This is a genomic window from Anaerocaecibacter muris (genome assembly GCF_943192945.1).
Taxonomy (GTDB): domain Bacteria; phylum Bacillota; class Clostridia; order Christensenellales; family Pumilibacteraceae; genus Anaerocaecibacter; species Anaerocaecibacter muris.
In genome coordinates this window covers 42,236-66,070 of sequence record NZ_CALPCE010000002.1, presented here as the reverse complement: position 1 = coordinate 66,070, position 23,835 = coordinate 42,236, and the positions used below count along the sequence as shown (strand labels likewise).

The window sequence follows — 23,835 nt, the reverse complement described above, 5'->3', positions numbered from 1 at the left end:
GCCGCCTTTAATTTAAATTTACGGTTTTATTTATGACATATAATATTCGTCAAGTTGCAACATCTATATGCACCGTGCACATTCCGCTACTATCATAGGGCATTACTTTAATATAGTAAGTTGTTCCCGCAGTCAATCGGCGACTTATTAAAAAATTATTACTCTCTCCGCTATCGTCGTCGGTTTCGACCGGCGAAGTGCCGTCGCCCTCATACAGCGCGGCATGAGTATCGAGATTGCCTTTCGACTGAATGACATAAGTGTCCGAACTTTCGGGCGTGAATGAAATCCAAAACTCGTCGCCGCTCGAATCGAAAGTCACATTATACTTCGAGCCGACCGAAGCTATTACGGGATTGTCGCGCGAATAGCCGTTTTCTATATCGCCGATACGGTTAATGCTTACCCCGCACAGTCCTTCGTATCCCACTCTCGACGTTCGCAAATAGTAAGTCGTTCCCGCCGTGAGATTGTATTCCATCGAAAAATCGTATCTGTCGCCGTATTCGTTATCTTCTATCACAGGCGTTGTATCGTCGCCGACGTACAGTGCGCCCGCCGCATAAACGTAATTGCTGTCGGAAAAGAACGAATAACGACCCGATTCCTGCGGCGTGAACGAAATCCAATACTCGTCAAAATATTCGTCGGACATATAAACTTCGTACCGTTGTTCCGCTTCGCCTATTACGGCGTTTTCACGCGTAGAACCGCGCAGTGCTTCGCCCACGGCGTACAGTATTCGGTTGTCGCTCATGTTATAAAGTATGCCGTTTTCGGCGCGCAGGTAATTGCTGTTGGACGCGACGGTAATATCGCGGAGCGAAGTAAATATCGACATGTCGATCCGATCGGTAACGAAATACGAATCTATACTTGCGTCGAAATGCAATTCCGTTATTTGTGACGCGTTGGCATACCACTGCGAATTTTCTATGCTTCCGCGATAGTCGTAATCCTCTTTATAGTTTGTAAGCGCAAGCCGCAGACCGTTATCGGATTCCTTTGCCGTCAGCGTGTAATCCACTTTTCTGCCGTTGAATTCGGTCGTGCCCGATACGCTGCTTACTACGTTTACGCTAATAGTATACTCGCCCCAATCGTCCTGCACCTTTACGCTTTGCGCGCCCAATCTACTCGTATCCACGCCGATAAACGCAGAGCCTTCGAGCGGCATGTAGCGATAACTGCCGTCGGTGTAGAACACTTCCGTATATGCGCCCGCGGCAATCGGCGCGCCGTAACGCACTAATTGCGCGCCGTCGCAATGCACCTCTTTAACGTTTTTCCGTCCGTCGAGCGACGACAAACAACGATTATTGTCAAGCTCGATCCCTATTACTTTCGCGTCGTAAAAAGAAAAACCGCCGCCGTCGAAAATGTTGTAACTGTTCAATTCGCTATTTGACGACCCGTTATCGTCGTAAAAATACACTTCCTTATTGATATAAACGGACAGCGATTGAAAAGTCATAGTTTTTAAACGCGCTTCGAGGCTTTGCATTTTTACATACAGCGATTGCAGTTTGCTCAAATCGCCGTTGGCTTCCGCGTTTTCGATTTGCTTTTCTATTTCATACGCCTCTTTCATAAGTTCGAGATAATTGTCGCTGCAATACTCGATAACGGCGGAATCCTCGCCGATATTGCGCACGACGGCGGGATCGCCCATCATCCACCGCAACGACCAGTCCGCCTCGACAACGCTTCCTTTAAGCTCGCTTACATAGCTTGCCGAAAATCTGTCCGTAAGGAGCGGCGGCGTGACGATTGCAAATACCGAAACGGCGACCAACAGCGCGCCCGCAACGCCGAACTTAACGCGCCGCTTTACCGTCTTTTTCTTTACGTCGGGCGAATCTTTTTTGGCGCGTTTTGCCTTGACGGCGGCTTTATAATTTTCGTATGCCGCGCGCTGAATTTCTTCGTCGTACTCAACGACAAGCTCCGCTCCGGGGGGCGGACCCTGATGACCGAACAGATATTCGGATATTGCGTGATTGCGTTTTGCAACGGCGTTTGCCGCCACCAACAACGCCGCGCACGCGACTATTCCGAAAATATCCGCAACCAAATACCCGCGCAACAATACGCCGAATACCAATCGGAACACTACTAACGCCTCCGTCAAGTGTATAAGCGTGATATACATGAAAACGAATTTCTTGATATTCAGTTTGCCTTTATTGTGTTTCGTCTTTTTGGACACCACGTCGCGGAAACTTTCGGGCGACCATTTTTTGACGGGTATAACAAAGCTCAACAGCACGGACAACGCCATACAGCACGCGCCCGTCAAAATTATCCAGTGCGGACTGATGACCGTGCAAACGTAACAAATAGTCAGTATTAAAAACACAATCACTGCGATCATGGTAAGCTGCAAACATAAAAACGCGTACAGAACCGCACGTTGCGCTTTTTTGTTGGCATAAGCATAATGCAACAGCGGTTTAACTCCGCTCTCTATTGTAGCCGCGGACTTCGTTTTTTGAATGCCGTCCGCCGCTATTGCGCCGCCGGTCGGCATTGCCGCCGCCGCGCTTGCCGCCGCTTGCTCCGCCGCCTCTTTGCGCTTTGCTTCCCGCTCCGCGCGCGCCGACGATTCGGCTTGCCACAGTTCGGGGAACTTTTTGCCGAGTATTATTCTGACGACGACAGCCGCCGCCGCAAATACCATAAATATTATGGCAAACGCCATTACGAGCTTGGGCGCGGCGCCGCTTTCCACAACGGTAAGCGAAATTCCCATGCCGCCCATATCGCCCATACCGCCCAACGCGTCGTCGTTTATACTCGAAACCTGACCCATGGCAACGCCCGCAAGTATGACGAATATAAGATACGCGATTATCGAAAACGCCGATATGGCTTCGCCCAACGTCATGTTTAGCTTGCCGAACAGCTTGATCTCCCTATCGCGCTTGTCGGCGCGGAATGTGCATACGGTCGCAACTATCGCATACGCGATTGCCGCCGCCGCAAAAATAATAAGCGTTACGCTTATGCCTACAAGTCCGTCCAACATGGAATACACGCTTCCCGCGCTTTCCGAACCGCCGCCGCCCATAAGACTCAATAACGGCACTTCGGCTATTGGCGCAAGATAAAACAGCAACAACAACACCGAATACAGCGCGAACATCGCCATGGGCGCGAACCGAAGCGCGGCGTAAATCTTTTTTAAAACCGCGGGCGTAGCGCCCTTTTGCATATTGTCGGATTGCACGCTTGTCGCCGTCGCGCCCGATTCCGCCTGCGCGGTCGGTGCGTTCCTTACGATTGGCTCGTCATTTGCGCTTGGCGCGGGCTGTTGTTGCGCAAAATGCGGTTGCGCGTCAGTCGCCTGCGCCGGCTTGACGGGTTGCGCAAACGCATGCCCGCACTCCGAGCAAAACCGCGCGCCTGCCGTAGCTTGCGTGCCGCAGTCGGGGCAAATAAGTTGCTCGACGCGCTTTGTTCCGCACTCGGGACAAAACTTGCCGTCAAACTCGTTGCCGCAATTTGTACATTTGTACATATGTACCTCCTTCGATTTATCCGTCACGTACCGCATTTCGTCCGCCTCTCCGCCACAAACAACAGTAGTTCACGACAAAAATTTAACGAAAATACAGCGCGTGAATATTTATTACACTTATTATACATATTATCAGTATGTATGTCAAGTAATAAATATTGAATATATGCAATATTTACAGATACATATTGTAAAATTGAAGCATGGACAAAGGCTTTATAAAAGAGCGTTACGCAAGAATACGACTTGCGCACAACATATCGGCGCGGCGGTTGAGTATGGAACTCGGACAGAGCAGCGAATACATCAACCAGATAGAAACGGGCAAAAGCATGCCGTCGGTCGAGGGTCTTATAAACTTTTGCGATTATTTCGGCATGAGCGCGAGCGAGTTTTTCGACGACCGAATAGCGTTCCCCGTCGAGTACAAGGCAATAGCCGACGAACTCAACAAAATGGACGCAATGGAAATAGGCTTGGTGCTCGACCTGTTAAAGCTGATAAACTCCAAGCGCGAAAACCGCTGACAATAAAAATCAAAAACAATATCAAATATAATAAAAGTCGGGCAAAGCCGACTTTGTTATTTGCGCCGCGACAGCGGCGGCGAACTAAACGAATAGCGAATAAATAAAAAATCGGCAAGAGCTTGCGCTCTACGCCGATTTTTGGTAGCCCGCATTGCAACTAAATTGAACTTTTGACGGTGTTTATAGAAGAAATCAACATCTTCTTTATTTCCAAGCAGTTATTTAAAATATCTTTATCATTATAATACTGCGCATCTGTCAACAATTCTAACCAATATTCCGTTTCCGAGCATTCTTTAAGGGCAATTTGCAATTTCGCAACAAAATCGGCTTTACTGTGAGCAAAAGCCGCTTCTCTTATGTTCGCCCCGATAGAGGTTCCGCTACGCAAAAGCTGATTCGTCAAAACACTTTCTTTTCGCGCGGTCTTGACCTTATTACAAATTTCTATAATATCCAACGCGAACTGTTTGGATTTAATTATCAGAGGACTGTCTTTCATATAATCATTTTACCGTATTATTATAAACTTGTCAACTCCAACCGTATAAACTCTTCACTCTTCACTTTTACTTATTCACTCCAAAAATCGGCACAGGATAAAGTGAATAGTGAATGGGGAATAGTGAATAAGTAAAAAATCGGCAACGCGTTTACGCATTACCGATTTTTGGTAGCGGGGGCGGGACTTGAACCTCGCGACCTTCGGGTTATGAGCCCGACGAGCTACCTAACTGCTCCACCCCGCATCAGAGTGTAGATGTAGTATACTACTTATTTACGCATTTGTCAACCGTTTTCCCCTCTGCCGCGCCGCTTATTTTGTCGATTTGACGCATATTATCCCGTTTATTATTGTTTTATATCGCAAAATTGTCGGGCTGTTATCATTTTATACCGCAAAATCGCAGTGCGCGGCGTTTTGATTACATTAGCGTAATTCTACCCCATTATATGGCGATTTTGCGCGGGTTGAATCTATATATTGTGCATATTTTCACGTTATTAAATAATACTTATTTTGCGACTATCGGGATTGATTTGATAAGCATTGCGAAAAAACGCGAAAAATAGCGGCAAAACGGTCATAACGGGCGGTTTTTTGACATAAATTCGCGTAAGTGTCTAAATTTATCTTGACAAATCAAGCGTTAAGTGTTAAAATAACAGACATACAAACCGAATTTGACCGACTGTTGGTCGGAGGCGATATGAAACAAAAATCAATCATGAAAAAATCCGCGTTCATGACGCGGCGAAAGATAATAATCTACATAGTTTTAACCATACTTATCCTCGGTATCGTCGCGGGTTTTACCGATCCTTTTATCACGGACAACACCAAGTACACGGCGGGCATGGACGAAATAATCGTTATGGAAGCCGAGCCGCCGACGAGCGGAAGCCCCGAGGATTACGACCTTATTTCCAATCTTAAATTCGCGGCGTACAAACTACACCATGCGTCGTTCTTCCGCGGCGAAACCAACGGCAAGGTTGTAGCCGACCTCGGCATTACCACTTACACCCAAAACATTCATAACACGAGATACGCGACCGGCGAAGGTATAGTTTTTGCGGAAACCATTTCCGCGTCGTCCATGAAGAGCGTCGCCGAACAGAAGTACGCGGACAACGGCATAATCATATACCGCCCGTCCACAAGCGTGAACGGAACTTCCGCAACGTTCTCCAATAGCGCGTATGCCATGTCTTACGAGGATTACAGTAAGAATTACGGCTCCGTGCCCAATCAGTTGAGCAAGTACATAATCAACGAAAAGACCATTATGTCCGTTAAGGACGAAAACGCCAAGACCAAAGCCGCGGCAAAAACGCCCAACGGCGCGCCGCAAGCGCGCGACGGCGACGGGTTTGATTTTGTCGTGCCCGATTCGATAGTCGCGGGCGAGGACGGCACTTATACGTTTTCGCTCACGCTCGACGCGACGGAAAGCACGCTCTACTATCGCAACGAGGTGCGCACGCTCGGCGGCGCGGATCAAAACCCCAAATTCTACGCCGTTTCGGTCACTGTAACCATAGACAAAAACTGGAACCCTATTTCCGTGCGCTCGGTGGAAACATACGACATAGCAATCCCCGTTCTCGGCGCAATGAGCTGTACGGGCACGCTTACGGAAGTGTTTACTCAAATAGGCGATCCCGAAGCAACCGTGCCCGAGCGCGACTTTTTCCAGCCCTACGTGGACGAAGCAAAAAAGAACCCCGACTTCAACGGCGGCGGCAAGCCGCCCGCCGAGGACAACTCGCCCGCGACATACCTTGCCGCGGCGTTCGGCGACTACCTGTCGGGCGCAAAAAACCTCGACCTCACAGTCGATATGGCTATCGACGACTTTACTGCTTACGACCTTACCCTGTCGCTTAATTTAAGCGATATGGCTGTGCGCGCGACTATCGGCGATCTTTACGTCGGGTATTCGGGCGACAAAGTAAACATCAAACTCAACGGCATTAACGGATATGTCACCGCGGCGGAATTTTCCGAACTGCTTAAAGACGAACGCGTCGCCGCACTGCTGGGCGGGCTGGGCGAGTTCGACTTTACCGCGCTGTTCGGCGGCGATATTCTCGGCACGGTGTTCGCCGACTGCGAAATGACTACCGAAGACGGAGTACGCCGCATACACATGCCGTTCGCAATCGACGCATCGGCATTGGGCGTCAAGGGCGTGCAATCGGTGTATGTGGACGCGTCTATCTACATAAAAGAGGACGGGAAAATACTTCAATCCATAACGGGCGATATTACCCTGCTCGGCAAAACGGTTACGGTCGTCGCCAAGCCGCTTAAAACTCCGCCCGTATTCCCCGCTACCGACAACGCCGTAAGTCTTTCGGGCGTGCTCGACTTTGTGCCCGACATGCTCGCAACCGCGGCGCAACCGATAATAGGCATAAGCGGCGAAATAGCCGTCATGGGTCAAACCGTGCGCGCGGACGCATATATCGACCGCGAAAACGGCAAAGCCGAAGCGATAATTTCGCTTATGGGCGCGGATATGTACTTTAAATATGCGGACGGCTCGGTGTATGTCGGCATGGGCAATATCGACGCGCGCGGCACGGTCGAGGAACTTCCCGCGCTTACCGACGCACTGCTCGGCGCGGTCGATCTCGGCAAGTACGCCGATTTGATACGTCGGCTCATGCCCGAATCGCTGAACGAAGTGTTGGCTATGGTCAAGTCGCTCGATGTCGCCGACGACAGACTGACGCTCGGGCTGAACTTTTTGACCTCACCCGTCGAACTGTATACGACGCGCGCCGACGGCATGATTAGCGGATTCGGGCTGAACGTCAATTTCGACATGCTCGGCGTTAAGTTCGACGCAACCGCGGACTTCGCCGTTTCCGTTCCCGCCCCGCGCGAAATCGTTTTGCCGAGCGGCGACGGTTACATAACATTTACTCAACTCGCGCAACTGATAACCGACGTTGCGCCCTACCTCGAAACGTCCGCCAATTACGACGTCGCATTGAGCGGCGACGTTAAGAGCGGAACAGCCGTGTACTCGATTGACGGCGAGTTTGCCATAGACAAAACAGTCGAGGGCGGCTCGGTCGTAGGCACGACAGCCGCAGGCAAACTGTGCGCGGTCGGTCAAACCGTCAACGTCGTATATGCGGACGGCACGGCGTATATAGAGTTTGCGGGCATTAAAGTCAAGCTCGCCTCCGCCGACATGGGCAAGTTCAAATCGCCAGCCATGCGCATGATAAACGCTATCGCTTCCGTCGCGGCAATCGACCCCGCGCAAATACTCGGCGACGCGGTCGGCGCGGTCAAGTCGGTAACGGTAAACGCCGACGGCGCGCTCGTTGCGATAATCAACGTTGACGGCAACGACATAACCGTTGTGTTCGCGCCCAAATCGGGACGGCTGACGGTCGTCGGGTCGGTCGGCGGCGTTGCGTTTGACCTGTCCGTTGACGTTAAAATCACCGACGCGGTGCGCGACGTTTGCGCGCCCGCCGACGCCGATACGTACATGAACGCCGCAGAACTCGACGCGACGCTCGACAAGTTGGCGGACATTGCGGAAAGCAAAGCGGTTTACGCGCCTGTCGAAATAATCGCGGGCGGCAACACGTTTGCCGCGGAACTCGCTCTGTCGTTTGCCGACGGGCTTAAAGCTCGGCTCACCGAAGCTACAATCGGACTGGACGTCAAGCTGTACAACGGAACGGTTTATTTCGCGCTCGGCGAAATTCGCATAGCCGCGTCCGCCGCCGACCTGTCGCCGCTTATCGCCGCGCTCGACGGCATTGTGCCTGCGGATATTCTGCAATCGGTAAAAGCCATGCTCGACGGCACGGCGGATATACAGACCGCAATCGCGCAGGCTCTCGAAGCGATAGGCACGCCTGCGCTCGACAACGGCGTTATCACCGTAACGCCCGCAATCGGCGCGACGACAGTCACTGCGGAAATTGCCGCAGATCTCTCGACTATCAAAATCACGACGGACGGCGCGACCGTGACAATGCGCCCGCAAGCCAAAGCAGTGGATATTCCCCTGCCCGACGGCGAGTTCACTCCCGCCGCGGAGCTTATAGCGGTTATTCCCGAACTGTCCGCGTATGTCGCAAGCGGCGCGGCTACCCTCGGGTTTAACGCGAGCGTAATATCCGACGGCGAAAATTACGACATAAACGGCAACGCCGTTATCGATTTCAGAAACGGGCTTAACGTTTCCGCCGCGGTGCGCGCGCTCGGACAGACGCTTAACGTTTCCTATGTGAACGGCGTTGTTTACACCGAGATCGGCGCGATAAAAGCCAAACTCGACACGTCGGACATGAGCGGAATAAAAGCCGCCGCGCTCGAAATGCTGTCCGCGCTCGGCATAAACGCGCAAATAGACTTACCCGTTGACCTTACCGATATTAAATCGACAATCGCCTATCTTGTCGGCGCGGTTACTGCGTTCGACGTAAAAGACGGCACGCTGTACATAGATGTTACCGCGGGCGGCGCGACTGTTCGCACGAGCATGACTCCCGCAACGGGCGCAATCGACATAGACTGTACGTCGGCGAGCGTTACGGCGACCGCGACTGCGAGCATAACAGCTTCGACGTCTACAGTAGTCGCACCGACTGACGCACAAGCATACGTGAACGTCGCTCGACTCGACACGACAATGAAGTCCGTCGCGGAAATCGCGCGCAAAGGCGGGCTTAAAGCTACTTTCGAAATAGACAACGGCGGCGAAAAGCTGTACGCCGCGCTCGAACTCGGCTTTGCCGACGGACTGCAAATGCGCATTACCGAGCCGACGCTCGCGCTCGACCTTACCGTTAAAAACGGCTCGGCGTACTTTGCGCTCGGCGATATAAAACTTACGGGCACGGCAAGCGACCTGCCCGCCGCGCTCACTGCGTTTAAGGACGCAATCCCCGAACAGCTTAACTCTTTAATCGAAACGATTACAAGCCTGACTAACGGCATTGTTTCGGCAAACTCGCTCCGCAGTATAGCGGAAACGGCGATTAACGCCATTGCCGAACTGTCCGTGACAGACGGCGTGATGTTTGTGCGTATCAACGCCGACGGCGTAAACGCGACCGTGCGCGCACCGCTCGGGCTTGAAAGCGCGACAGCCGAAATAACGCTCGGCGGCTCCGTCGTTACGGCACGGCTCAACGCAATCACCGCGTCGGCGGTGCAAATCGCCGCGCCCGTCGGCAGTTACGTACAGGCAAAAGACTTAATCGCCGCCGCCGCGCCGTTCGCGCATGTCGCTGTCGGCGAAGCGGTGGAAATAGGCATAAACGCCGAGGTTTACGGCGTACCCGTTACGGGCACGGCTTATATGTGCTTCGGCGGCGCAAACGTCGCGGGTATCGGCGCGGAAATCAACGTGTTTGTCGGCGACCTGCCCGTAATAATAACCGTGCAAAACTCGACCGTGTTTATCAAGATCGGCTCGCACGTCTGCTTGTCCGAGCAACTAAACGAACAGTCGATAATGGCGCTCGTCGATAAGCTCGACTATGCGATTGCGGGGCTTAAAGAAACCGTGCAAAAGATTATCGACGGCATAAAGTCCATGACGGTGCGCAAACTTATAAGCTCGCTCGCGCTCGCCCCCGTCGAAAACGGGTTCGAGTTTACAGCCGACCTCACGCCCAGCGGTTTGGATTTGTGCGCCAAAGTGCGCATGATAACCGCCGGAGGCGCGCTGTCGTCCGTACAGATAGACTGCAACATGCTCGGCATTGCCGCAACCATGGACTTCAACGCGGTACTGACCGACGGCAAGCTCGACGCGCTCGTCGCAACGTCTGCGACAGTCGGGTCCGTGCCCATGGCGCTTTCGCTCGCGCCGACCGCCGCGGAAGTCAAGACGATAACCGAAATCCCCGACTGCGCGCCGCTGTCCGCCGCCGCAAACTACATTGCGCCAATATTCAACCTCATAAGCGAGGCGCGGATCGCGCAAAGCGTAACGCTCGACATAAATGCGAGCATGGTCACGGCGGACAACAATTATGCGAGCATAAAAGGCTCGGCAAGAATTTCGTTCGCGCCGCTCGCGCTCGACGTGTCGCTCCGCCTGTTTGCGGACACCGCCGACGAGGAAACGTTGAACATAGTGTTCGCCGACGGCGTTTTGTACTTGCAAAGCGGCAACATAAAACTTTCGTTCAACACAGTAGCCGATATAGACAGGCTGTATTCGGTAATTCAAGGTTACGTGCAAAAAGGCTGGATTCCCGAATACTTGGGCAAAGAAGTCGGCAAACTGTTCGGCAAAGAACAGGGCGCGAGCATATTCAGCGACATTACCCTGCTTGTCGAACGCTTCGAGCAAATAGCCAACTCCGACGGCACGCCGCAGACCGTTGCGGGGCTGCTGTTTGCACCGCTCCAAGGTCTTAACAACGACAGTGCAATCAAGTCCGTAATCAACATGCTTCGCATATTCAAGCGCGGCGCGGACGTTGTAATTTCGGTAGACGCTATGGGCGCAACGCTCAACGTAACGCCGCGCATAGCCGAACGCACTGCGGCGGACGGTTCGACCGAATACATAATCGACAGCCTGTCCGTGGACACAAATATGTTCAATACGTATTTCAACGCAAGCGTATGCAATTACGACCTGCGCGACAGCGCGATAGAAATCGCGCCGCCTGCGGACGTTGCCGAATACGTGTCGATAATCGAGTTTATAGAAACAGTAAACAACGCCGTCAACACGCTCACCGCGCGCGACTTAAACGACAATATCACGTTTGCGCTTAATACGTTCGCGTTCGATTACGACATTTATAAAATCGAAACGACGACCGACGAAAACGGCAACACCGTAAACGTCAAGGACGAAGCGGGCAGGGATAAACCGCTTAAAGACCAAAACGGCAACAAGATAATAGACAAAACCGTAAAGGTCGGCAACAAGGCGGACGGCTCGCCCGTGCTCAAAGGCAAGTTTGAAAAGCGCGTCGTCAAGGATAGTAGCGGCAATCCCGTTATCGACGAAAACGGCGAGCAGGTATCGGAATACAAATTCAGCCTCGAAGCGCATGTCAAAATCGAAATAACCACGCCCGACAAGTCGAGCGCAATAGAATACACAAACATGACTCCCCTGCTCGTGGACCTGTACGTAATAAACAACGACAGCTATCCCGACGGCATGGCGTTCCTCGACTACATGGAAAACAACGGCAACGGCGAACGCATTTCCATAGACTACACTTCGGTCATGGAAATCGTCGCGGCGGCTATGGACATTATGGGCGTCAATCCCGAAACCGTGGAACTGTTGCTCGGCGACTATCGCCAATCGCTCGACAAAACGTTATTCGAGTCGCTCGACCTCGGCGGGATAGCCGATTTGCGCGCCGCGCTCAACGGCGTTGCGGACGCGGTCAACGACGGCAAAGCCGCGCTGCGCGACTTGCAGACCGCGTGGAGCCTTGTCATGACGGCGGGCAGTACGGAAGAACTGCGCAACCGCCTCGACGATATTAAACCGCTCGTCAACAACGCAATGCAAAAGTTGAAATCCGCAATAGCCGCGTTCGGCGACGACGACGCGCCCGCAGAGCAACCCGACCAATCGGGCGCGGAACTCAACGGCAAGCTGTACAAAGACATTGTCAACGGCGTGACGTTGCGCAAAGACGGCGCAACCGTGTGGGCGACCGTAAGCAACGAAATAGCTACGGGCACGAGCGGCACGTCCTACGTCGCGGTTACGCAAACCGCAGGCACGATAGACAGCATACAGGTGCGCGATTTGGACGTGAACACCGCCAAGCTAAAAGACTTTACGGCGCACTTCACCGCGGGCGAGGACATTACCGTCACCCTGCCGTCCGACTACGACACGACCAAAGACAACGCAACGTATTCCAACTTCGCCAATATCAAATACCTGTTATTCGACATTATGAACACAGCCAACCTCATGGAATTCGATATGGGCGATATTGACAATGCGACCGCCGAAAACAAGATAAACATAACAATCAACCTCGGCATTATCGAAGCCGTCAACCTCAACGTCAAATACAATATTAAAGTCAAGATTATAGACCGAGGCGAAGGCGCAATGCCGCGGTTCGATACAGTCGTCGCGCTCGAACTTGTTTACAGCGGTTGCAAAGCGCTCGGCGCGCAAGCGATTTACGACGGCACTACACACCTCTACTTCTATGACAACACAATATATATCCAAGGCGTGGAGTGGTTTGAAGAAGAATATAAAAACTGGCTCGGGCAAACGAAGTACAGATGGGCGCGGCGCGACGTTACGGTCAAATACACGCTCGACGAGCTGTCCGCCGTCATGTCGAGCGGAAACGCAGGCACGGAAAAGTTTATGTACGAGTTCTTGTTCTACCTGTTGCCGTTGAGCCGCGACTTCACTTTCATCGGCGTAGATATGCAAAAGGAAATAACCAAAGCCGCGCTCGAAATGGTGACGGACGACGGCAATCGCACGGTTGCAAAAGTATTCAAGGGCTATTCGTACACCGACGGCAAACACGACCTGACTATTGGACTTAAAGAGCTTGTCGGCGTAAGCGCGTTTAACGACCTCAATCTTTCCATAACGGGCGCAAACGACGGCGACGACAATATCCTCGACAACTATGTTTCCAACATGCACGTAGACACTTCGTTTATAGGCATGGTCACACTGTCGCTCGACGCCAAGCTGAACAACGCGCAGGTCTACCCCGACGCGGACGGCGTAAACAAACTGCGCAGCTCGGGCTTGACTTCCACAACTACGGGTCACGACATTAACGGCATAATAAATACCGTTATCCCCTCCACGCAGTGGAACAGCATTTGGGCGGCGTAACGGCACGCGCTAAATAACAAACGACATAAAAACCGCCCGTTCGGTATTGCAATCGAACGGGCGGTTTTGTTTTACAAATCATTTAGCACAGCGTGTGCGCCGCTTATGTTTATGTAGGTTATCCGTCGTTTTTAACCTCGCCGCACGCGTTTTTCATGACAAACGCGGGCAAGTCCTTTACGTTGTTTGTAAGCCCGACAAGCAGTTTGATATACAGCGCGGACTGCGTAATGCCCGAACAAATAATTACGTTAGGCTCGAACTCCTGCGCCGAGTATTTCTTTTTGCCAGCCGATAAAAACATGGGAATATGCGGGTATTGCGCGGCGAATTTATTGAACGCCGCAACGTTTATCTTGCCGGAATGATACGCGACCTGCACGACCGCGGAATAACCTTTCATGTCGTAAGCGGAATAATCCATGCCGACATACGGCACTATGCACAACACCTTTTTGTTTTCCAGCTCGAAGTTCATGCCGCGCATAAGTCCAGTGTCCGCAAAAGCATTGCTCCCGCCGAGCGAAAAATAAAAATCCTCGTGCAAGTGCGCGGGAATAATGCGCGCACCGTGGTGAATACGCACCACTTCACCGGGATTTTTATACAGCACGTACACGCCGCGCTTGCACCGCGCCAAAAAACTCTTTGCGGCGTTAAGCACGTCGTAGCCGTTGCTTTCGTCGTCCGTCAACGGGTTATCGGCGGCGCACAGCAGTATGGGCGTTTTAGCAGAGCAAAACGCATAAGCGAGGTACGCCGCGGAAAACGCGAGCGTATCCGTTCCGTGCGTCACTATAACGCCGTCAGGCTTGTCGTCGAGCGCGCGCTCTATCGTCCGCCGCAGAGTGTTGAGGTCGGCAACCTCCACGCCCGCGCTGTGTATTTTAAACTCGCCGAAAACTTTATTCGCGCCGATAACCGACGCAATCTGCGCGGTCGCCGCGTCCGAAATAACATACTCGCCGTTTACGAGCCGACTGCCTATTGTTCCGCCCGTCGCTACCAAATTTATTCGCATAATTCACCTCGCTTCAATGCCTCCGCCAGATAGCACACGACTTTGGCATGATCGAACGCGGTTTCGCCGCGCTCGGTAATAACAGTATTGTTAAGGTCTATCCTGCCGAACGCGTCGCGCGCGACGGTCAGTTTGCAGGTAAACTTTATGTCGCCGCCGTCCATGCGCAGCGTTCCGTCCTCCGAATAATCGACGTCAAACCACCTCGCCGCCGCCGCGTCGTCGCCCGCGGTTATCGTTACGCCGCTCGGCGCACCGCCGCAAAACACGACCGTGATATTTCGCCAACGCGGATCGCGATCGGGGGTGGACACCGTTACAAGCTGACGCAAAGCGACGTCCGTCACGCCCGTTTCCTCACGCAGTTCGCGGAGCACGGCGGCTTCGCAGGACTCGTCCCGTTCCACAAACCCGCCCGCAAAGGCGTACTTGCCGATATACGGGTGCCCGCCGCGTTGTATCATAAGCACGGACAGCCTGCCCGCGTCAACTCGGTAGAGCGCCGCGTCCACCGTGACCGACGGTCTGAAATATTCGGTCACATCGTATTCGCGCAAAAATTCGGCTTCCGTTTTTCCGTTTTTGTCTTTGAGTAATACCACGCCGCACCCCCCTATAAAAAGAGAAATAATAAAGCCCTACATGTAAATATAATAGCACATGCAGGGCAAAATATCAAGCGTTATGGCGCGGCGCACGCCGATAATTAAGTCAATTTTTCTATGAGCGACAAAAACTTGCCGACGCGATTGTTGTCGAGCGCGGCGATGTATTCGGTGAGCCGCGTAAAATTATCGCTTTCGGTCTTGCCGTAAGGGTCGCGGAACGCAACGCCGCGCGCGGTCAAGTCGGACATTACTTGTTCCACCAACGCGCGGTGCGAGCGCAGAACAGAGCGATACTTGTTTTGATAGCGCAACGCCGTTTTGCCGTCGCCCTTTGCCAAATCGTAAATCGCTTTGCGCACGCTCTCGCCCCTGCCCTTGGCTATAAGCACGTACTCGACGAGTTCGCGCACCTCTTTGTCCTCGAACGGCACAAACCGTTTGCGCTCGACCTCGGCTTTTTTAATTCCGAGTTTTTGCGCGACTTCGGGCACAAGCTCGAACGTTTTTGCCTGACCGTAATAATAATTGCGCACGGAATTGAGCGAGCGCGCCGTCTTTTCCGCCATGCGCTTAAACGCGCCCGAAAGACTTTCGCCGCGATTGCGCGCCTCGGCGCAAAGTTCGAATAATTCAACCGTCTGTTCGACGGTCCAGTTGGAATTGTTGTTAGTCATATTATTGCCTCCGCGACAAATGATAGCCACTCCGCGGCAAATCTATACATATAAACGCAAAACAAAACATAAACATAGCGTATGGAACTGCATATACAGAGCGAATTCGACTGCGTATACTCGATTAACGGCGAATTTTACGAACGCGCCGACAGCCTTACCATGTCCGAATACGACGTGGTGTACGTCACGGTTTTCCCGTTAAAGCACACGCTGTTGCCGTACACCGTCAAGCTGAACGGTGCGGAAAACGTAAAGACCGAGCTTGCGCACGGCTTGCGCTTGTCGCCCGACCACTATCTATTGACGCTCGCGCCGCGATACGTCATAGTTTACGGCAATGCAAGCAACGTCGCGCCGCCGCAGTCGGGCAGAATATCGCGGCTGTTCTCGCTGATTAAATCGGGCGACGTGGGCGCGGCTTACGCCATGCTGTCCGCCGACCTCCGCGCCGAAATAGACAAAAACACGCTATCCGACTTCTTTTCGGAGTACGAAAAAATTGCCGAGTGCAACTGGGAAAGCGGCGGCAAGTTCTATCTTATTGACAAAAACGGCGCGGCAAAACTGCACTCGTATTCCTTAAAGGACGAATTTATCGACGATATTTCCGAGTGCGATTAAATCGCAACTATATATAAAGTATAAAAGCAAAACGGCCGAGCGGGTTTCCCCGTCCGACCGTTTTAGGTATTGCGGTTATTTTTTATCCTTATCGTCTTTTGTCCACGTGGGGTCGGGCGCGTAGACATATACACCTCTATTATATTAGTTATCTTTTTTACTACCCATCAACAGCAACGCGAGTATGCGCAAGAATTGCAATGCCGTAACCATGAACGACGCGACGTAAGTCATAGCCGCCGCGCGCAGCACTTTTTTAACGCCCGCCGCCTCTTGCGGGGTCATGCACGTTTTAAGATATTTGTACGCCCTGCGGCTTGCGTCGAATTCGGTCGGGAGCGTGACCAGCGAAAACAGCAAAGTTAAGCCCATGACGACAAGACCCGCAATAAGCAGTATACGTCCTATACTTGTGTACGGCGACGCAAAGCCGAGAATATACCCTATAATGAACACGGGCCACATAAGCGAGCTTGCAATGTTTACGACGGGTACAAGCGCGAGCCGAGCCGACGAAAAAAAGTATTTGCGCGCATGCTGTACGGCGTGCCCCGCTTCGTGACAGGCAACGCCGATCGCGCCGATAGCCGAGGAATTGCGCACCGTGTCCGACAACGAAATGGTGTTATTGGTCGGGTTGAAGTTGTCGGTAAGCGATCCGCGCACCGCGGCAAACTTGATATTCGTCAAACCCTCGCCGTCCAAAAATTTGCGCACGTAACCTTGCGCGGAAATGCCGGACGAACTTTGGATATGATTGTACTTGTTGAACACGGTGTTTACGCGTATAGACGCTATTACGCTGAACAGCAAAAACGGTATAAACAAACACATTGTAATTCCGTATAACAAATATGCGGGGTCGGTAAACAAATCGCTTATATTCATATTTGCCTCCTGTCGTACCGATTCGCGCCGATGTTGTTATGCGCGATAGGTAAAGATATAGTATACCATTATTTGCGAATTGTCAACGGTTTTCATACCGACGCGACGCGCCGTTACCGTCCGTTTGACTATTCTATGCCCTGTCCTCTATAACGCCGCCGCCCAAGCACCGTTCGCCGACGTATATAACCGCGTACTGCCCCGCCGTTATCGCGCGTTGCGGCTCGTCGAACGCGAGTCGAAACTTGCCGTCGTCGCCTACGAAAAGCGTCGCCGCTTGATCGGGCTGGCGGTAGCGCGTTTTAGCCGTACAGCGAAGTTCTTTGGGCATGTCGAACGCGCCGATTATATTCAATTCAGATCCCGTAAGCTCGCTCGAGAACAGCGCGCTCTCGTCGCCGCACGACACAATCAGGCGATTGTTTTTAACGTCCTTGTCGAGTACGAACCACCTGCCCGCCTCGCCCTTTACTCCGCCTATGCCCAAGCCCCTGCGCTGTCCTATCGTGTAATACATAAGCCCGTCGTGCCGACCGACGACATTGCCCGCAGTGTCCGTTATGTCGCCGCTCTGCGCGGGCAAAAAACCGGACAAAAACTTTTTAAACTTGCGCTCGCCTATAAAGCAAATGCCCGTGCTGTCCTTTTTACGCGCAACGGACAAGTTCAACTCCTCCGCGATCGCGCGCACGTTGGGCTTTAACATGTCGCCGAGCGGGAACAACACGTTGCATAGCTGTTCGGTTTTTACCTGATTTAAAAAGTACGTTTGATCCTTGTTTCCGTCCGCCGCCTTTATCAGCCTGTCGTCGTCGCGCTTGCAATAATGCCCCGTTGCGATAAAGTCCGCGCCCAGCCGATTGCAATAGTCGCGGAACGCGCCGAACTTGACGACGCGATTGCACAGCACGTCAGGGTTAGGCGTGCGGTACGCGCGGTATTCGCGCAGAAAATACTCGAACACGCCGTCGGCGTACTCTTTGGCAAAGTTGACGGAATAACATTCTATGCCCAACTTTTCGCAAACCGCTTGAACGTCGCGCCAATCGCTCGCCGCGGGGCACTCGCCGTCCTCCTCCCAGTTGTGCATGAAAAGACCCGTGACGTCGTAACCGTCGCGTTTGAGCAACCATGCCGCGACCGCAGAATCCACGCCGCCCGACATACCTATTATAACCTTGTTTCCGTTCATCAGCCTTTGCACCAGTTTATATATAATCGATAACGACTTCCACGTCGTAAGGCACAACCGACCGCGCCTGCGCCTCCGCTTGCGCTTTTAGCTCGGCTTGCGGCGCTTTGCCGTCGGGGATAGTAATATCGAGCGTTACTTTTTTGGTTTCGTCGTCGATAGCCACGTCGTGCGCAGTCGCGCCGTAAGCGGAAATCGCGCCGTCAATGCGCTCGCGCAACAGCACAAGCCGTTCGTCCGCCAAAATAAGCGGGTCGGCGTGAATACACAACCGCACGCCCGTTTTTTCCGCAACACTGCGTTCGAGCGCGTCGCACACGGCGTGCACGTCGGTGAACGCCATGTCCGCGGGGAACACCGCATCCGCCTCGGCTATCTTTTTTGCCGCGCCGTAATCGTTGATAATAAGGTCGTGCACCGACAGCACTCGCGGGTCGGACGTAATTATGTCCTTGACCTCCGCGTGCAGCTTGGGATCGGGGCGTTCGCCGAGCAACCGACTTACAGTGCTTTTGAGTATGCGCACGGCAAAAACTATAATCACCGCGGCAACCGCCATAGACGCATATCCGTCGATATGCGCGCCCGTAAACTTTTCGACGACGGCGCAAATCAGCACTGCGGACGTAACGCCGGCGTCAGATACCGAATCCACCGCAGCCGCTTTTATCGCGTCCGATCCTATGCGCTTGCCGTATACGCGGTAAAACACAGCCATGCCCGACTTAACGGCAATCGCCGCGGCGAGAGTTGCCCACACCGCAACGTTCATATCCACTTCCACGGGCGTGATCGCGCGTTTCAACCCGCTCGAAAACACTTCCGCGCCGACGGCGACAATCACCGCGCCGAGTATAAAAGTAGCGATATATTCGTACCGCCCGTGTCCGAACGGGTGTTCGTGATCGGCGGCGCGCGCCGCGAGCGCGGTCGCTATTATCGTGACCACCGAAACCGCCGCGTCCGACAGGTTGTTGAGCGCGTCCGAAGTTACCGCCGTCGAATCGGCAAGCACGCCCGTAACGAGCTTTGCCGCGCCGAGCGCGATATTGAGCGCAAGTCCGATTGCGAGCGTGACGAGCGCGGTTTTTGTCCTTGACGATTTTTCCATAACTAATTATGCGGCGAACGAACAAAACAAGCGCGCCGCACGCCGTATAAATTGAATTATATCATATTCGCCGCAAAACTTCAAGTCTTAAATAAAAAAATAATCGAGTGCACAAATGCAAACATGATCACTCGATTATCTTAAACTTTATTGAGGGTTTTCAAAAGTCAATGGGGATAACATTTACTCCCATCATCCCGAGCGCAGTCGAGGGATCTAGGCGAACCGCCGCAAAATAGTAAAGCCGTTACCACTCCCCCCACCATAAAACTTTGCCTTTATTCCCCGTCCGTGACTTCTGTCACTTTAAACAGTTTTTCGCCGTAACCTATTTTGCGCTTTACAAGTCCCTTGGACATAAGCGACATTACGCCCTCGCTCGGCAAGTAAAAATCGCGCGGCTGATAATCGCTGTTCTTTTTCGCGCGCTCGGACATAACGCGCGCAATAAGCTCCGCGACGTACTTTGCGCGGCGCGCGCTCGTCACCTTGACGATGCAGGGAGTGGACGACTTTCCCGACAGCTTTAACCACGGCTTGCCTGCCGCATGCTTTTGCGCGTCCGCAGGCAGTTTTACCGCAAGCGACTTGCCGCGCACAACTATCCGCGCCGAAGCGACCCTACCCACGAAAAACGTTTCGCAACGCTTGCCCGTCCGCGATCGCGCGCGCTCGTAAGACAGCAGTTCGTTTTTGATAGCGCAGTACCACTCCTTTGCCTCGGGTTTGAGCGTAATTATTCGCGCGGTATGCGAATAGTCGTACCGCATTGTTTCGTACCGCTCGCGCACCGTCGTAACGTTTTCGTTTCCCACAGCAACAGCCGTCGTTTGTTCTCCCGAAGCCGTCGGCGCAAGCGGCGCAACAACTCCGTCCGCGCTCGCCGCCGCGACCTCGAACAGTCGCATAGCGACGCCGTTCATTTCGGCGTTCTCGTCCAAGTCGTCGGAGTACGGGCGTTTAGGCAGCGAACCGGTGCGTATAAACCACTTTAACTTTTTGTCCTTGCGCCGCAAATCGGTTTTGTCAGTCGGCTCTTTGGACACAATGCCTATCACGTCGGCAAGCGTGCCCAAGCCGTCGTCGTTGGTTTCCGAAAGTATGTTGCCGCTTTTTTGTAACGCACCCAGCGCGACTTTTCGCCATACCGTAACAAGGTTTACAAACCTCGCGATTATGAGCGTAATTATAATTATGAACGCCGCTATAATAAGCGCGATCGCGCCCTCTGCGGACTGCAAAAATCCGAACACATATCCAAAGAACCCGCATTTTTTGCCCGTATATACGCCTACAACGTCCGAATACGCGGGGTGCACCGAATCCGCGCGCGGCGCATTATCGCCTTTTGTAGTGTACGTAATCGCTCCGTTCGAGGCGACGCGCACCTCCGTTACGCGGTGCGTGATAAGCGCCGTCGCGCCACCCGATCGCACCTCGAACGTGATTACGTCGCCGACGCTAATATCGTCCGCGGACTTCGGCACGCGCCCGACAATCATGTCGCCCGTCGGGATATTCGGTTCCATGGAATCGGAAACTATCGCAAAAAGCCTGTACCCGCCGAACGTCGGATAATACCCGTCAACAAACACGCACAACAGCGAATTGACAGTCAACGCAAGAAAAACGGCAACGCCCAAAACCGCGCCGCACAATTTGGCTATGCGCGCGGCACGCTTGGGTTTGCGTGTATTCGGTTGTTTCAAAAGCCGTTCAGTCATAGTTCGAGCATTAACCGAAGTTCATGCGCCGCAATTCGGTCACAAATAATATTGCCGACCGCGCGATTACAGGCGATCGGCAATTACTTACAGACAAAAGTCAAACGCGTTTATTACGCCGCAACGGTAGCGAGCGTAACGTTGAAACCGACTTCGCCGCCCATGTCCGCGGGATTTTCGGACACAAGCATAAGACTGACGTACACGGTTTCGTTACCAGCTTCGTTAACGACCGCGCCCGTCGCGCCGTCGGCAAGCGTGAAATAAAACTCCGCGCCACCCGTCGTGACCTGTTTCCAATCGCCGCTATCGGCGGGAGCCCAGCCGTCGGGCACTGCGTTTACTCGGTCGCCGACAAGCGCGTAGAAGTCGAGCGTCGTATCCGCGGCATACGCGACGGTTATCGTGTAGTCGCCGACGACGGAGTATTGCGGCAACGCGACGGATACAAATGTCACGCCCTCGATAATGCCCACTTTTTGGTCGTAAGGAACGAGCTTGCCGAGTTCGAGTTTTTCGCCGTCGTTCTGAACGTCCGAAAATCCGAACAGGTACGCCGAACCCGTTTCCGCACGGGCGACTATATTGTCGTTATCGCCCTGCCATGCCGCAAACGATACGGCGGCGACGCCCGCAACCGCGATCGCCGCGGTTGTCAGCATCAGTGTGCTTGTCTTTTTCTTGATTCTCATAAGAATCTCCTATAATGAAAATATTTTATAACCTAATGGGATTATAACCTGTAAACCTTATCGATCTCGTCGTGCGAATTGCCTCTGAACAAGTCGAAAGTTATAACGCCGCCGCCGTCGGGATAATAAAACATGGATACTTGATATTCCATTACGCCGCCGCCGACGTTTATAATAAACGCGTTCCCGTCCTTTTTGACCGTGCCCGTCGCGTCGTTGCAAGTAAGATTGCCGTAGTCCAATCCGTTCAGCGAAAAATAAACCTTTTGCGATTCGCACGCCGGCAATACATAAAACACAGCCGAATAGCCCATGAACCCGAAGTCGGTTTCGAGCGCGGTGAAATTGCCGTCAGCGTCGTAATAACCCATGCCCGACGGCGGCACTGTCGGCTCGCCGTCTTGCCACTGTCCTACGCCCGCGCTTGCGGCAATAGTCGAATCGTGCCCGACCCACTTGGCATACGACGCGCAAAACGCCGACGACAGTACAACCGTAACGGCAAACGCCGATATTATATACTTGTATTTACCGAGTTTAATCACAGTCGCTCCTTCGGCTACCCTGCAACGATAACCGTTAATAGCTTATTCACGAAGCGCGCCGCTGTCAAGCGCAAAAAGAGCGATTTGACCGGTCTTGACAATTCTTGACCCGTTCGTCGGGATTTACGCAAATACTTTGGCGGCGCGACTTTTGCACTATATAAAAAATCACCGTGCGACTTTTTACACAGTGATTATAGCATAGAGCCCCCCCCCCCCCTGTCAAGGGATTTCCTCATGATTATTGCCCTCTTGACAATTCTTGACAAATTTTATTTTTGAGTTTTCAATCGGAATTACGCACCGAGAACCACTTTTGCGACGGGTATGCGTCGCGGTAGATCGCGCGCTTTTTGCCCGTAATGACGCAGTCGTAACGCATGGGCGAAACGCAGGCGACGGCGGGCGCGTGACGGGAAACGCCCAACACCTTGTCTATGCCGAACTCCTTGCCGTCTTTTACAACTGCGAGCGGCGTTATGTTGCCCTCCTCGTCGCACAGCTCTATTACGGAAATCGCTATCCTTTCCATACCCCCGATTATTAACGTTTTGCGCCGATTATATCCGCACTAATAATCGCGGCGCAAAAAACGCCCCGAAATTTCGGAGCGTCGTATACCTAATATATAAAAGTCGAGTTATTTGTTTTGCCCGTCGTCCGCTTTTTTTCCGTCGAGCGCGCCGTCGCGTTTTTCCGTATCGTTATCCGCGTCGTGTAAAACAGATGCGTCAAACGGTTCTTGCGTCACGGGACTCTCTCCGTTTTTATCGGGCAGGGGCTGAACGCCTGTATCCTCGGGCAATACGGGCGTTTTGGGCACGCGCTTATCGGGGTGCTTGTAATAATATACAAGGAATACCGCGCCGCCGATAAAGAACGCAAAAAGTATAATTACGTTCCATATAATATACTGCTTGCGCGATAAGTCGAAGTACGCGAGTTTGAGCAGACAGAACAGCGCAAACGCATACTGTAAAACCACAATCGGCACTACTATCGCAATTATATTCTGTTGTATACCGCTTAAAAACATAATTAGATTATACCCCATACCGTGCGCGCTGTCAAGCGAATGGCGCGTTCATAGCTTTGCCAAAAGTTTTTTAACGCGCTTGACCGGTACGGGCGCGACTTGACCGGACACGTTGTATTCCACGCGCAACACCGTTGCGGGCTTGCCTATCTCGCTCGCGCCGCGCGGTGCGGTCACCCTGTCACCCTCTTGCACGTCGAAGTCCGTTATATACCAATAGGGCGCAGGCTCGCCGTCGAATGCGACTTTTACAAACGTATAAGTTCCGTATTCGCTCAACACCCCGCCGCTCATGGAGTGTATCATGTCTTTTTCTC

At 52.8% G+C, this 23,835-nt stretch carries 17 protein-coding genes and 1 tRNA gene; 3 read left to right on the top strand and 15 right to left on the bottom strand.

Annotation, left to right across the window (positions count from 1 at the left end):
- Positions 1-49: 49 nt before the first annotated feature.
- Positions 50-3,520 (bottom strand): zinc ribbon domain-containing protein, encoded by a 3,471-nt coding sequence (locus NFR57_RS01840; RefSeq protein WP_251182133.1) that lies wholly within the window; start codon positions 3,518-3,520, stop codon positions 50-52.
- A 203-nt stretch (positions 3,521-3,723) separates the two neighbouring features.
- Between NFR57_RS01840 and NFR57_RS01835 the strand changes: the two genes are divergently transcribed.
- The gene (locus NFR57_RS01835) at positions 3,724-4,047 is read left to right on the top strand and encodes a helix-turn-helix domain-containing protein (protein WP_251182132.1); all 324 of its coding nucleotides are present in this window, start codon (positions 3,724-3,726) and stop codon (positions 4,045-4,047) included.
- A 160-nt stretch (positions 4,048-4,207) separates the two neighbouring features.
- On the opposite strand, the gene NFR57_RS01830 is transcribed toward NFR57_RS01835, so the two are convergent.
- Positions 4,208-4,552, bottom strand: a complete 345-nt coding sequence (locus NFR57_RS01830) for a four helix bundle protein (protein ID WP_251182131.1) — start codon at positions 4,550-4,552, stop codon at positions 4,208-4,210.
- 169 nt (positions 4,553-4,721) lie between these two features.
- A tRNA-Met gene (locus tag NFR57_RS01825) sits at positions 4,722-4,799 on the bottom strand.
- A 462-nt stretch (positions 4,800-5,261) separates the two neighbouring features.
- Here NFR57_RS01825 and NFR57_RS01820 point away from each other — a divergent pair.
- Positions 5,262-13,403: a hypothetical protein gene (locus tag NFR57_RS01820; RefSeq protein ID WP_251182130.1), complete on the top strand. Its 8,142-nt coding sequence runs from the start codon at positions 5,262-5,264 to the stop codon at positions 13,401-13,403.
- A gap of 118 nt (positions 13,404-13,521) precedes the next feature.
- Here NFR57_RS01820 and NFR57_RS01815 read toward each other — a convergent pair whose 3' ends face one another.
- The 3 genes from NFR57_RS01815 to NFR57_RS01805 form a co-directional block, all read right to left on the bottom strand.
- The gene (locus NFR57_RS01815) at positions 13,522-14,424 is read right to left on the bottom strand and encodes an asparaginase domain-containing protein (RefSeq protein ID WP_251182129.1); all 903 of its coding nucleotides are present in this window, start codon (positions 14,422-14,424) and stop codon (positions 13,522-13,524) included.
- Positions 14,415-15,026: an NUDIX domain-containing protein gene (locus NFR57_RS01810; RefSeq protein ID WP_251182128.1), complete on the bottom strand. Its 612-nt coding sequence runs from the start codon at positions 15,024-15,026 to the stop codon at positions 14,415-14,417. The genes NFR57_RS01815 and NFR57_RS01810 overlap by 10 nt, the downstream gene beginning before the upstream one ends.
- Positions 15,027-15,130: 104 nt before the next feature.
- Complete coding sequence (locus NFR57_RS01805; RefSeq protein WP_251182127.1) at positions 15,131-15,706, bottom strand: hypothetical protein; 576 nt, start codon at positions 15,704-15,706, stop codon at positions 15,131-15,133.
- Between the two features lie 81 nt (positions 15,707-15,787).
- On the opposite strand from NFR57_RS01805, the gene NFR57_RS01800 reads away from it, so the two are divergent.
- Positions 15,788-16,330, top strand: coding sequence for an HlyD family secretion protein (locus tag NFR57_RS01800; RefSeq protein ID WP_251182126.1), 543 nt, complete (start codon positions 15,788-15,790; stop codon positions 16,328-16,330).
- A gap of 144 nt (positions 16,331-16,474) precedes the next feature.
- Here the strand turns inward: NFR57_RS01800 and NFR57_RS01795 are convergent, their stop codons facing one another.
- The 9 genes from NFR57_RS01795 to NFR57_RS01755 all read right to left on the bottom strand — a co-directional run bounded on the left by NFR57_RS01795 (position 16,475) and on the right by NFR57_RS01755 (position 23,824).
- Complete coding sequence (locus NFR57_RS01795; RefSeq protein WP_251182125.1) at positions 16,475-17,218, bottom strand: zinc metallopeptidase; 744 nt, start codon at positions 17,216-17,218, stop codon at positions 16,475-16,477.
- A 133-nt stretch (positions 17,219-17,351) separates the two neighbouring features.
- Positions 17,352-18,422: a tRNA 2-thiouridine(34) synthase MnmA gene (mnmA, locus tag NFR57_RS01790; protein ID WP_275557162.1), complete on the bottom strand. Its 1,071-nt coding sequence runs from the start codon at positions 18,420-18,422 to the stop codon at positions 17,352-17,354.
- A gap of 4 nt (positions 18,423-18,426) precedes the next feature.
- Positions 18,427-19,521: a cation diffusion facilitator family transporter gene (locus tag NFR57_RS01785; RefSeq protein ID WP_251182123.1), complete on the bottom strand. Its 1,095-nt coding sequence runs from the start codon at positions 19,519-19,521 to the stop codon at positions 18,427-18,429.
- Between the two features lie 278 nt (positions 19,522-19,799).
- On the bottom strand, positions 19,800-21,245 hold the full coding sequence (locus NFR57_RS01780) for a signal peptidase I (protein ID WP_251182122.1): 1,446 nt from the start codon (positions 21,243-21,245) through the stop codon (positions 19,800-19,802).
- A 113-nt stretch (positions 21,246-21,358) separates the two neighbouring features.
- On the bottom strand, positions 21,359-21,937 hold the full coding sequence (locus tag NFR57_RS01775; RefSeq protein WP_251182121.1) for a hypothetical protein: 579 nt from the start codon (positions 21,935-21,937) through the stop codon (positions 21,359-21,361).
- Between the two features lie 41 nt (positions 21,938-21,978).
- Positions 21,979-22,482, bottom strand: coding sequence for a hypothetical protein (locus NFR57_RS01770; RefSeq protein ID WP_251182120.1), 504 nt, complete (start codon positions 22,480-22,482; stop codon positions 21,979-21,981).
- A 286-nt stretch (positions 22,483-22,768) separates the two neighbouring features.
- Positions 22,769-23,014: a hypothetical protein gene (locus NFR57_RS01765; protein ID WP_251182119.1), complete on the bottom strand. Its 246-nt coding sequence runs from the start codon at positions 23,012-23,014 to the stop codon at positions 22,769-22,771.
- A 108-nt stretch (positions 23,015-23,122) separates the two neighbouring features.
- The gene (locus tag NFR57_RS01760; RefSeq protein WP_251182118.1) at positions 23,123-23,518 is read right to left on the bottom strand and encodes a YybS family protein; all 396 of its coding nucleotides are present in this window, start codon (positions 23,516-23,518) and stop codon (positions 23,123-23,125) included.
- Positions 23,519-23,566: 48 nt separating this feature from the next.
- The gene (locus NFR57_RS01755) at positions 23,567-23,824 is read right to left on the bottom strand and encodes a hypothetical protein (protein ID WP_251182117.1); all 258 of its coding nucleotides are present in this window, start codon (positions 23,822-23,824) and stop codon (positions 23,567-23,569) included.
- Between the last annotated feature and the right edge of the window lie 11 nt (positions 23,825-23,835).

Bases quoted from the DNA above. Each gene is read 5' to 3' on its own strand.
- NFR57_RS01785 (WP_251182123.1), bottom strand. From the start codon at position 19,521: ATGGAAAAATCGTCAAGGACAAAAACCGCGCTCGTCACGCTCGCAATC.
- NFR57_RS01800 (WP_251182126.1), top strand. From the start codon at position 15,788: ATGGAACTGCATATACAGAGCGAATTCGACTGCGTATACTCGATTAAC.
- NFR57_RS01830 (WP_251182131.1), bottom strand. From the start codon at position 4,552: ATGAAAGACAGTCCTCTGATAATTAAATCCAAACAGTTCGCGTTGGAT.
- NFR57_RS01835 (WP_251182132.1), top strand. From the start codon at position 3,724: ATGGACAAAGGCTTTATAAAAGAGCGTTACGCAAGAATACGACTTGCG.
- NFR57_RS01820 (WP_251182130.1), top strand. From the start codon at position 5,262: ATGAAACAAAAATCAATCATGAAAAAATCCGCGTTCATGACGCGGCGA.
- NFR57_RS01780 (WP_251182122.1), bottom strand. From the start codon at position 21,245: ATGACTGAACGGCTTTTGAAACAACCGAATACACGCAAACCCAAGCGT.
- NFR57_RS01840 (WP_251182133.1), bottom strand. From the start codon at position 3,520: ATGTACAAATGTACAAATTGCGGCAACGAGTTTGACGGCAAGTTTTGT.
- NFR57_RS01760 (WP_251182118.1), bottom strand. From the start codon at position 23,518: ATGTTTTTAAGCGGTATACAACAGAATATAATTGCGATAGTAGTGCCG.
- NFR57_RS01765 (WP_251182119.1), bottom strand. From the start codon at position 23,014: ATGGAAAGGATAGCGATTTCCGTAATAGAGCTGTGCGACGAGGAGGGC.
- NFR57_RS01775 (WP_251182121.1), bottom strand. From the start codon at position 21,937: ATGAGAATCAAGAAAAAGACAAGCACACTGATGCTGACAACCGCGGCG.
- NFR57_RS01815 (WP_251182129.1), bottom strand. From the start codon at position 14,424: ATGCGAATAAATTTGGTAGCGACGGGCGGAACAATAGGCAGTCGGCTC.
- NFR57_RS01805 (WP_251182127.1), bottom strand. From the start codon at position 15,706: ATGACTAACAACAATTCCAACTGGACCGTCGAACAGACGGTTGAATTA.
- NFR57_RS01755 (WP_251182117.1), bottom strand. From the start codon at position 23,824: ATGATACACTCCATGAGCGGCGGGGTGTTGAGCGAATACGGAACTTAT.
- NFR57_RS01795 (WP_251182125.1), bottom strand. From the start codon at position 17,218: ATGAATATAAGCGATTTGTTTACCGACCCCGCATATTTGTTATACGGA.